This window comes from Roseitalea sp. (assembly GCF_984466335.1).
In genome coordinates this window covers 1-9586 of sequence record NZ_CFIFWG010000027.1, presented here as the reverse complement: position 1 = coordinate 9586, position 9586 = coordinate 1, and the positions used below count along the sequence as shown (strand labels likewise).

Below are 9586 nucleotides of genomic sequence, written 5' to 3'. Positions count from 1 at the left end.
TGGTGGTCGTCAATTTCGATCCGAGCGAGATGTTCCGGTGACACCGTCTCATCGCGCCCCCGTCACATCCCTGCCCCATACCCGCCGCCCAACCATGGCCGAGCCAAAGGACTGACCATGCCGATGCCGTCCATCAATCGACGCCTTGCCGCGATGATCGTCGCCTTCGCGCCGCTTTTTGCCGCAAGCGCCCTGCCGGCCCGCGCGCTCGTCGAGATCGACATCAACCAGGGCAATATCGAACCGCTGCCGATCGCCGTCACCGACTTCATTTCCGGCGACGGGCTCGGCGCACAGGTCAGCGGGGTCGTCGCCGACAATCTGCGCCGGTCTGGCCTTTTCGCGCCGGTCGACAGGGGCGCGTTCATCGAACGGGTGTCCAACCCCGATGCCGCGCCGCGCTTTGAGGACTGGCGCGTCATCAACGCCCAGGCGCTGGTCACGGGCCGCGTCACCGAGGAAGCCGGCGGCCGCCTGCGCGCCGAGTTCCGTCTTTGGGACACGTTCGCCGGCGAGCAGATGGCCGGCGAGCAGTTCTTCACCAACCGGCAGAACTGGCGCCGCGTGGCGCACATCATCTCCGACGCCATCTTCGAGCGGCTGACCGGCGAGAAGGGCTATTTCGACACGCGCATCGTCTTCGTCGCCGAGAGCGGCCCGCGCGACAACCGCACCAAGCGGCTCGCGATCATGGATCAGGACGGCAACAATGTGCGCTACCTGACCCGCGGCGGACCCGGCGACATCGTGCTGACGCCGCGCTTTTCGCCCTCGCGCCAGGAGATAACCTATATGGATTTCGCCGGCGGCGAGCCGAAGGTCTACCTTTTGCAGCTCGAAACCGGCCAGCGCGAACTGGTCGGCGACTTCCCCGGCATGACCTTCAGCCCCCGCTTTTCGCCCGACGGCCAGACGATCGTGATGAGCCTTCAGCAGCCCGACGGCAACGCCAACATCTATGCCATGGACCTGCGCAGCCGCAACACGACGCGGCTGACCAATTCACCCTCCATCGACACATCGCCCTCCTTTGCGCCGGACGGATCGCGCATCGTGTTCGAATCCGACCGCGGCGGCCGCCAGCAGCTTTACGTGATGGGCGCGGGCGGCGGTGCCACGCGCATCTCGTTCGGCAACGGCGCCTATTCGACGCCGGTCTGGTCGCCGCGCGGCGACCTGATCGCGTTCACCAAGCAATCGGGCGGACAGTTCTCGATCGGGGTGATGCGCCCGGACGGCTCGGGCGAGCGGATATTGACCACGGGCTTTCACAATGAGGGGCCGACCTGGGCGCCAAACGGCCGCTACCTGATGTTCTTCCGCCAGAGCGCCGGGGCCGGCGGCCCGCAACTCTACTCGATCGACCTGACCGGCCGCAACGAACAGCGCGTGCCGGTCGAGGGCTACGCCTCCGACCCGGCCTGGTCGCCGCTTCTGGAGTGACGGCCCGGCGCGCCCCGTTGTCGCCGCATTTGCGCGGCACCGCAGCCCGACCCCCCGCACGCTCGCGGGCCGGTGAAACGCTTCGTTAACCGCACCGCGAAAGCGCCGGTTAACCGCAAAGGGGTTACCGAAAGCCGTCGGCAATCGCTAAGATTGTATCGATCAGTCCCGAACCAAGGAGATGCTGGCCATGGGCCGAACTCATCTGCGCCCGGTGCGCGCCGCCGCCATCGTCGCCATGCTCGCCTTGGCCGTCGCCGGCTGTGCGCAGAACCGCAACAACCTGCCCAACAACCCCGCCGATCTCGGCCTGTCCGGCGCCGCGCCCGGCTCGACCCAGGACTTCACGGTCAATGTCGGCGACCGCATCTTCTTCGACACCGACAGTTCGGTCATACGCGTCGATGCGCAGACGACGCTTGCCCGCCAGGCGCAGTGGCTGAGCCAGTATCCGGGCTACCAGATCACCGTCGAGGGCCATGCGGACGAGCGCGGCACCCGCGAATACAATCTGGCGCTCGGCGCCCGGCGCGCCGCCGCCGCCAAGGCGTTCCTGGAAGCGCGGGGCGTCAGCGGCAGCCGCATCCGCACCATTTCCTACGGCAAGGAGCGTCCGGTCGCCACCTGCGATTCGGCCTCGTGCTGGAACCAGAACCGCCGCGCCGTCACCGTGTTGACCGGCGCGGAAAGCTGACGCGGCGACAATATATGGCGCACGGCGCGGCTCCGGTGCCCGCCGGGGCCGTTTTGTTGGCCTGCGGCCGGCCATCATCAAATTTTCGTCCCACTGGCGCGCCATCAAAAGCGCCAGCGGGACTTCTGTCGCAAACCGTTCAGGATCATACATTTGGCTTATCGAAAACGATTCCCGGCCATGCTGCCGGGCCTGTGCGTTCTGGGGCTCGTGACGATGGGCGGGCCGGCCGGCGCGCAGATCGCCGACCCGCGCGTGCTGCAACTCGAAGAGCAGGTCCGCCAGCTTAACGGCCGGGTGGAAGAGCTCAACTTCCAGCTCCTGGAGATGCAGGAGCAACTGCGCCGGCAGCAGGAGGACAATGAGTTCCGCCTGCAACAGCTCGAAGACGAGCGACAGGGCGTGCTTGAGGCCCCGGCCCCCGACGGAACGGACAGCGGCGCCGTCGCCGCGACGGCGGATGGAAATGGTGCCCGCGTCCCACCGCCCGGCACCGGCGGCGATGCTGCCCTGGGCACGCCGCCGCGCGATCTGGGCACGCTGACGGTCGATGCGGACGGCAATGTGATCGGCACCGGGATCGACTTTTCCGACCGCGGCATCAGCGCGGCGATCGGCGTCGACCAGACGAACGCCATCGGTGGCGAAATCGAGCCCGAAGCGCTCTACCGGATCGGCTACGAACATGTGCTCAACGGCGACTACCCGATCGCCGAGCAGGTGTTCGCCCGTTTCATCGATCTTTACCCCGACGATGTGCTGGTCGCCGACGCCCGCTTCTGGCTCGGCGAGAGCGTTCTGGCCCAGGGCCGGTTTGAGGATGCCGCGGAGATCTTCATCGATGCGCGCGCGCGTCATCCTCAAGCCGGCAAGGCGGCCGAGACGATGCTCAAGATCGGCACGATCATGGCCGCGCTCGGTGATCGCGAGATCGCCTGCGTGACCTTCGCCGACGCGCTTGAAACCCATCCCGGCATGGGCGCGAAGGTCCGCCGGCAGATCGAAGCCGAGCGCGCCGCGGTCCGGTGTTGATCGGGGCGCAGACCGAAAAGGCAGGGGACCCGGTCGCCTGGCGCGCGCGCGCGGCCTTCGGGCGCATCGCCCTTGCGCCCGGCCGTGCCGTGGTCGTGGCGGTCTCCGGCGGCGGCGATTCGATCGCGCTGCTGCATCTCGTGCACGCCTATCTTGCGCGGGAGCGGCCCGGCACGCCGCTGATCGCCGGCACGGTCGATCACGGGCTGCGGCCCGAAAGCGCCGCCGAAGCGCGTCAGGTGGCCCTGGCATGCGCCTCGCTCGGCATCCCGCACCGGACGTTGGAATGGGACGGCGCGCGACCCGCCACCGGGTTGCAGGCCGCCGCCCGCCAGGCGCGCTACCGCCTGCTGACCGGCCTGGCCCGGCGCGAAGGCGCGCCGATCGTCCTGACGGGCCACACCGCCGACGACCAGGCTGAAACCATCGCCATGCGAAAGGCGCGCGCGCCGGGGGGGCGCGGTCTTTCCGGCATCGACAGGGCGACGCTCAGCCAAAGGGCCGTCTGGTTCGCGCGGCCGCTGATCGACATCGGCCGGCACGCATTGCGCACATGGCTGTCCGAGCGCGGCATCGGCTGGATCGACGATCCGGGCAACGATGACCGCCGCTTCGAGCGGGTGCGCGTGCGCGCGGCCCTGACCGGCGCCGGACGGTCCGCATTGGCGCACCAGGGGCGCACCTTCGCCGGCGAACGCGGGCGTGGCGCGCTTTTGGGCGCGGACTGCCTCGAAGATCGCGCGCTCTGGCGCGTTGCGGAGCGCGCCCTTGTGTTCGACCCGGCGGGCGCGCACGCCCATCGGCGCGGCGCGCTGGCCACCGCCATGTCCGGCGCGCTCGCCTGGACGGGCTGTCTTGAAAGGCAAGCGAGCCTCGAACGGGCGACCGCGGCGCTCGGCTTCTGCGCCGAGGCGCCGAACGGCGCAGCGTTGACAATCGCCGGCTGCCGTCTGCGCAAGGCGGGCGGCCTGGTCCGCTTCGGGCGCGATCCGCGCAACCGCCGCGATGCCGCCATGCGCTGCTTCGACGTGCTGCTGCCGCTGGCCGACCGGCCGCTGGCAGACGCGCTCGCCCGGCTGCACCGGGCCGCGCCCTACCCCGCCCCGCCATTCATCACGACAGCGGCACATGGCGCACAAAGGTGACGCACACAGCGCTTTGGCTTGGCAAAACGGCGAACGAAACCTATCTTCCCCTCAAGCCATCAAACGCGCCATGCGCGCGCCAGGGAAGCATACATGAACCCCAATTACCGAAACTTCGCGCTGTGGGCGATCATCGCCCTGATGCTGGTCGCCCTGTTCAACATGTTCCAGGCCCCCGGCGAGACCGGCTCGGCCCGCGACGTCTCCTATACCCAGTTCCTGCAGGACGTCGCGAACGGCCGCGTGCAGTCGGTGACGATCCAGGGCGAGCAGATCGTGGGCACCTATTCGGATACGGGCGCCACGTTCCAGACCTTCTCGCCGGGCGATCCGAACCTGGTCGCGCGCCTTGAGGACAGGGGCGTGGAGATGCGCGCGCGGCCCGAAACGGACGGCTCGAACTCGTTCATGGCCGTGCTTTTGTCCTGGCTGCCGATGATCATCATCCTGGGCGTGTGGATCTTCTTCATGCGTCAGATGCAGGGCGGCGGTTCGCGCGCGATGGGTTTCGGCAAGTCCAAGGCCAAGCTCCTGACCGAGGCGCACGGGCGCATCACGTTCAACGATGTCGCAGGGGTCGACGAGGCCAAGCAGGACCTTGAGGAGATCGTCGAGTTCCTGCGCGATCCGCAGAAGTTCCAGCGCCTGGGCGGCAAGATTCCGCGCGGCGTGCTCCTGGTCGGCCCGCCCGGCACCGGCAAGACCCTGCTGGCGCGTTCGGTCGCCGGCGAGGCCAACGTGCCCTTCTTCACCATCTCCGGTTCGGACTTCGTGGAGATGTTCGTCGGCGTCGGCGCGAGCCGTGTCCGCGACATGTTCGAGCAGGCCAAGAAGAACAGCCCGTGCATCATCTTCATCGACGAGATCGACGCGGTCGGCCGCCACAGGGGCGCCGGCCTTGGCGGCGGCAATGACGAGCGAGAGCAGACGCTGAACCAGCTCCTGGTCGAGATGGACGGCTTCGAGGCCAATGAATCGATCATCCTGATCGCGGCCACCAACCGGCCCGACGTGCTCGACCCGGCGCTTTTGCGCCCGGGCCGCTTCGACCGCCAGGTGGTGGTTCCCAACCCGGATATCATCGGCCGCGAGAAGATCCTCAAGGTGCATGTGCGCAACGTGCCGCTGGCGCCCAATGTGGACCTGAAGACCATCGCGCGCGGCACGCCCGGCTTCTCCGGTGCGGATCTGATGAACCTTGTCAACGAGGCCGCCCTGATGGCCGCGCGCCGCAACAAGCGCCTGGTCACCATGCTCGAATTCGAAGACGCCAAGGACAAGGTTATGATGGGCGCCGAGCGCCGGTCGAACGCCATGACCGAGGAGGAAAAGACGCTGACCGCCTATCACGAGGCGGGCCATGCGATCCTGGCGCTGAACGTGCCCTCGGCCGATCCGGTGCACAAGGCGACCATCATCCCGCGCGGGCGCGCGCTCGGCATGGTCATGCAGCTCCCCGAGGGCGACCGATACTCGATGAGCTACAGATACATGGTCTCGCGGCTTGCGATCATGATGGGCGGGCGCGCCGCCGAGGAAATCAAGTTCGGCAAGGAGAACATCACCTCCGGTGCGTCCTCGGACATCGAGCAGGCCACCAAGCTCGCCCGCGCCATGGTCACCCAATGGGGCTTTTCGGACGAGTTGGGCACCGTCGCCTATGGCGAGAACCAGCAGGAAGTGTTCCTCGGACATTCTGTCGCACAGCAGCAGAACATGTCGGAGGCGACGGCCGAGACGATCGATGCCGAGGTGCGCAAGCTGATCGACGACGCCTACAGGACCGCGATGGACATCCTGACCGACAGGAAGCAGGACTGGATCACGCTCGCCGAGGGGCTGCTCGAATATGAGACCCTGTCGGGCAGCGAGATCAAGGAACTGCTCGCCGGCAAGAAGCCCTCGCGCGACATGGGCGACGACACGCCGCCCCCGCGCGGCTCGGCCGTGCCCAAGGCCGGCGCCGCCAAGCGCCAGCCGAAGGACGATAAGGGCGGCGAGCCCGACCCCGGCATGGAACCGCAGACGCCGTAGTCGGCTTTCAAGACCAGCCCTTCAGGAAAGCCCCGTCGCTCCGGCGGCGGGCTTGGCTCCATCGTGCGCCTGTCCAAGGGCGAGGGCTTGCGGCACGAGACCAGGACCCCAACAAAAACCCCGGCCGGAGCCGGGGTTCTCGACACGTCAAGAGCGGAAAAGTCAGGCTCAGATACCCAGGCCCTCATAGCGTTTCTGGAACTTCGAGACGCGGCCGCCGCGGTCGATCAGCCCCTGCTGGCCGCCGGTCCAGGCTGGATGCGAGGTCGGGTCGATGTCGAGGCGCAACGTGTCACCTTCCGAACCCCAGGTCGAACGTGTCATATATTCGCTGCCATCGGTCATGACGACCTTGATCATGTGATAGTCGGGATGGATATCGGCCTTCATCGTGCGTGTCCGTCAAAAGTAGGGTGGCGCCGGTGATCGGTCATCATCTACGCCGGATTGGAATGAAAAAGCCGCGCGCGCCTCGCCCACGGCTTCAAAAAGCGCGCCGCGACCTATACACCAGCACGGCAGGGCGAACAAGAGCGCGCTAAAGCCGAAGCGCGCCTGTCGGCACGCCGTTTCACCGGGGGCATCATGAGTTCGGTCACGTCCAGTAAACCAGCGGCGGCCAAGAAGACGGCGGCCAAGACGATGGCGGCCAAGGCGATGGCCAAGACGGCGACGCCGAGCGCCGGTGCGAACAACGGTCGGCCGGCGCGGCGTTCGCTGCGGCCGCTGGCGCCGCTCGTGCCCTATGTGCTGCGCTATCGCGGCCTTCTGGCCGGCGCGGCGATCTTCCTGCTGCTCGGCGCGGCGACCACGCTGACACTGCCGACCGCCGTGCGGCGGGTGATCGACCACGGGTTCTCGGGCAACGATTCCACGCTGATCAATCAGTATTTCTCGATGCTGATCCTCATCGCGATCGCCCTGGCGACGGCAAGCGCGCTGCGCTACTATTTCGTGATCGTTCTGGGGGAACGGGTCGTGACCGACCTGCGCCGGGATGTCTTCGCCCACGTCATGATGCTGTCGCCGGCCTTCTACGACACCGCCCGGTCCGGCGAAATCGTCTCGCGGCTGACAGCCGACGCCACCCAGATCAAATCCGCCGTCGGGGCGACCGCCTCGCTCGCCCTGCGCAACACGATCCTGGGCGTGGGCGCGCTGATCATGATGATCGTCACGAGCCCGCAATTGTCGGCGCTCGTCGTCGGCGCGATTCCGCTGATCGTCCTGCCGATCATCGTCTTCGGTCGGCGGGTTCGCAAGCGTTCGCGCGCCGCCCAGGACACGCTCGCCGAAGCCTCGGCCTATGCCAGCGAGGCGATCGGCGCGGTGCGCAGCTTCCAGAGCTTTACGAGCGAGCGGCTCGCCGGCCTGTTCTACGGAGGGGCGGTCGACCGCGCCCTTGGCGCCGCGCGCACGGCCGCGCGGGCGCGCGCCGGCCTGACGGCCTTCGCCATCTTCCTGATCTTCTCGTCCATCGTCGCCGTCCTGTGGATCGGCGCGCAACAGGTGCTGAACGGCGCCATGTCGCCAGGCACGCTCGGCCAGTTCCTGCTCTATGCCATGTTCGCCGCCGGCGCGCTCGGCCAGTTGTCGGAGGTCTGGGGCGAGGTGCAGCAGGCAGCAGGCGCCGCCGAGCGGCTGTCCGAACTTTTGGCCGAGGAGCCCGCGATCGCAGCGCCGGCCGATCCACTGCCGCTGCCCGAGCCACCGCTGGGAACGGTCGGCTTCGACGATGTGACCTTCGCCTATCCCACGCGGCCCGAAGACAGCGCGGCGCGCGATCTGCGCCTTGCCGTCGCGCCCGGAGAGACCGTCGCCATCGTCGGGCCCTCCGGCGCCGGCAAGTCGACCATCTTCGCGCTCCTGATGCGCCAGTACGACCCGCAGGCCGGCGTGGTGCGGATCGACGGCGTGGACCTCAAGAACGCCGACCCGATCGCGGCGCGCCGCCGCATGGCGATCGTGCCGCAGGACGTGACCATCCTTTCGGGAAGCGTCGCCGACAATATCGGCTTCGGCAAACCCGATGCGACGCGTGACGAAATCGCCGAGGCGGCGCGCGCCGCCCAGGCGCACGGCTTCATCGCCGAACTGCCGCAGGGCTACGACACCCAGGTCGGCGAGCGCGGCGTGACGCTTTCGGGCGGCCAGCGCCAACGTGTCGCCATCGCCCGCGCCATCCTGCGCGACGCGCCGATCCTGCTGCTCGACGAGGCCACATCCGCGCTCGACGCCGAAAGCGAGACGCTCGTCCAGAAGGCGCTGGAGACGCTGATGGAAGGGCGCACCACGCTGGTCATCGCCCACCGGCTCGCCACCATCCGCAAGGCCGACCGCATCCTCGTCATGGATCGCGGCCGGATCGTCGAGGAAGGGGACCACCAGAGCCTTTCGGGCAAGACGAACGGCGTCTATGCGCGCCTTGCCGCCTTGCAGTTCGGGACAGGACGGGCGGCGTGAGGCAAAGGAATATGCTTCCGCCGTTCGGACGCATGACGGAAGCAAGGGCCTCGCATGGCGCACGGCCAGCCGGAAGACGTCCGGTTTGTCACCAGAACTTCGGGCAAATATTCTGAATCCAAGACTATATTTTGATTGATCTGGATATTTTCAGAAAAATCGAATATATTTAATCTTTGGCGCACTATGAAACATGGCGTCAAAACAGGGGAATTTTCATGCTCAGATTGTTCACAACGCTCATCGCGGTTTTTTTCACTGGCCTGTCGCACGCTCAAGGCGTCACACCGGGCTCCAAATGGGTCAATGAAAGCGGCTCGGAAATGGAGATAGCGACGATCGGTGCGGATGGATCGATTGCGGGAATGTACATAAACCGGGCCGATGGATTCGGCTGCAAGGATGAGCCGATGGCCTTGTCGGGATGGCTGAACGGGGCGCTGATCAGCGTCTCCGTGCGCTGGAAAAATGGGAACGTCGACTGCAACTCCCTGACCGGCTGGACGGGCTACTACGCTTCCGGGCAGATTTTCACCGATTGGGAGCTGATGTTCATCTCCGCTCAAACCGGACTGCCCACGCGCCTTGGCGGCAACGATGTATTCAGCCCCAATTAGGGTCGGGCCCTAGAGCGTTTCTCGTGATCTCCGAATTCACGCGCAATGCTCCAACTCTTTGATTCTGAGCATGTTCTTCGCATACGCTTTTCGGGAACATGCTCTAGAGCGTTTCCGCGTTTCATGGAAACGCAGCTCCGCTCTACCCTTTTGTTTTG

The 9586-nt window shown here is 66.9% G+C and carries 8 protein-coding genes; 7 read left to right on the top strand and 1 reads right to left on the bottom strand.

The window, feature by feature from the left end:
* The first annotated feature begins 153 nt into the window (after nt 1-153).
* The 5 genes from tolB (at nt 154) to ftsH (ending at nt 6348) form a co-directional block, all read left to right on the top strand.
* Entirely contained in the window at nt 154-1443 is a 1290-nt protein-coding gene (tolB, locus tag AC5E6L_RS04190) for a Tol-Pal system beta propeller repeat protein TolB (protein ID WP_491771506.1), read from the top strand.
* 181 nt (nt 1444-1624) lie between these two features.
* Nucleotides 1625-2137 (top strand): peptidoglycan-associated lipoprotein Pal, encoded by a 513-nt coding sequence (pal, locus tag AC5E6L_RS04185; protein WP_491230487.1) that lies wholly within the window; start codon nt 1625-1627, stop codon nt 2135-2137.
* A 180-nt stretch (nt 2138-2317) separates the two neighbouring features.
* On the top strand, nt 2318-3169 hold the full coding sequence (gene ybgF, locus AC5E6L_RS04180) for a tol-pal system protein YbgF (RefSeq protein ID WP_491771478.1): 852 nt from the start codon (nt 2318-2320) through the stop codon (nt 3167-3169).
* Nucleotides 3166-4314 carry a tRNA lysidine(34) synthetase TilS gene (gene tilS / locus AC5E6L_RS04175; protein WP_491771476.1) on the top strand — a complete coding sequence of 383 codons (1149 nt, stop codon included), beginning with the start codon at nt 3166-3168 and terminating at the stop codon, nt 4312-4314. The genes ybgF and tilS overlap by 4 nt, the downstream gene beginning before the upstream one ends.
* A gap of 93 nt (nt 4315-4407) precedes the next feature.
* Nucleotides 4408-6348: an ATP-dependent zinc metalloprotease FtsH gene (gene ftsH / locus AC5E6L_RS04170; RefSeq protein ID WP_491229143.1), complete on the top strand. Its 1941-nt coding sequence runs from the start codon at nt 4408-4410 to the stop codon at nt 6346-6348.
* A 168-nt stretch (nt 6349-6516) separates the two neighbouring features.
* Here the strand turns inward: ftsH and rpmE are convergent, their stop codons facing one another.
* Nucleotides 6517-6738 (bottom strand): 50S ribosomal protein L31, encoded by a 222-nt coding sequence (gene rpmE / locus AC5E6L_RS04165; RefSeq protein WP_491229142.1) that lies wholly within the window; start codon nt 6736-6738, stop codon nt 6517-6519.
* A 267-nt stretch (nt 6739-7005) separates the two neighbouring features.
* On the opposite strand from rpmE, the gene AC5E6L_RS04160 reads away from it, so the two are divergent.
* Both AC5E6L_RS04160 and AC5E6L_RS04155 read left to right on the top strand, forming a co-directional pair.
* Nucleotides 7006-8811, top strand: coding sequence for an ABC transporter transmembrane domain-containing protein (locus tag AC5E6L_RS04160; RefSeq protein WP_491771504.1), 1806 nt, complete (start codon nt 7006-7008; stop codon nt 8809-8811).
* 218 nt (nt 8812-9029) lie between these two features.
* Nucleotides 9030-9428, top strand: a complete 399-nt coding sequence (locus AC5E6L_RS04155) for an avidin/streptavidin family protein (protein WP_491229140.1) — start codon at nt 9030-9032, stop codon at nt 9426-9428.
* Nucleotides 9429-9586: the final 158 nt, after the last annotated feature.

Excerpts from the sequence above, each read along its gene's own strand:
- rpmE (WP_491229142.1), bottom strand. The coding sequence starts at position 6,738 with ATGAAGGCCGATATCCATCCCGACTATCACATGATCAAGGTCGTCATG.
- tolB (WP_491771506.1), top strand. The coding sequence starts at position 154 with ATGATCGTCGCCTTCGCGCCGCTTTTTGCCGCAAGCGCCCTGCCGGCC.
- ftsH (WP_491229143.1), top strand. The coding sequence starts at position 4,408 with ATGAACCCCAATTACCGAAACTTCGCGCTGTGGGCGATCATCGCCCTG.
- pal (WP_491230487.1), top strand. The coding sequence starts at position 1,625 with ATGCTGGCCATGGGCCGAACTCATCTGCGCCCGGTGCGCGCCGCCGCC.
- AC5E6L_RS04160 (WP_491771504.1), top strand. The coding sequence starts at position 7,006 with ATGGCCAAGACGGCGACGCCGAGCGCCGGTGCGAACAACGGTCGGCCG.
- AC5E6L_RS04155 (WP_491229140.1), top strand. The coding sequence starts at position 9,030 with ATGCTCAGATTGTTCACAACGCTCATCGCGGTTTTTTTCACTGGCCTG.
- ybgF (WP_491771478.1), top strand. The coding sequence starts at position 2,318 with ATGCTGCCGGGCCTGTGCGTTCTGGGGCTCGTGACGATGGGCGGGCCG.